Raw genomic sequence first — 310 nt, 5'->3', positions numbered from 1 at the left:
TCAAGCAAATTCGGAAAGCCTGTCCAGTCAGCAGAAATAAGAGGTGTAATATCATAGCCTATGAGATGGGGGATTTGTTTAATGATAATGAGTATACCAATCCCAGTTAACATGCCTTTGATAACTGAGGATGGAAAATAATAAGCAATGATTCCTCCACGAAAAATACCAGCTATTAATTGTAAGAGTCCTGCAATAACGCCAGCTAATAAAAATGCTTCCCAAGAACCTAGCTTTTCAAGTGAGCTGATGATAATAGCCGCCAACCCTGCTGCAGGACCACTAACACCTACGGCAGAACCACTGGCTA

At 41.3% G+C, this 310-nt stretch carries 1 protein-coding gene; it reads right to left on the bottom strand.

All coding sequences use genetic code 11. The features are described 5' to 3' along the window. Nucleotides 1–310, bottom strand: a 310-nt coding sequence (locus tag IEX97_RS13715; protein WP_268238354.1) for a SulP family inorganic anion transporter, incomplete at both ends; no start/stop codon positions are given.

It is taken from the genome of Paenalicyclobacillus cellulosilyticus (assembly GCF_014647315.1).
Classification (GTDB): domain Bacteria; phylum Bacillota; class Bacilli; order Alicyclobacillales; family Alicyclobacillaceae; genus Alicyclobacillus_J; species Alicyclobacillus_J cellulosilyticus.
The sequence above is the reverse complement of the archived record's forward strand: the minus strand, read 5'-3'. Positions and strand labels throughout refer to the sequence as shown.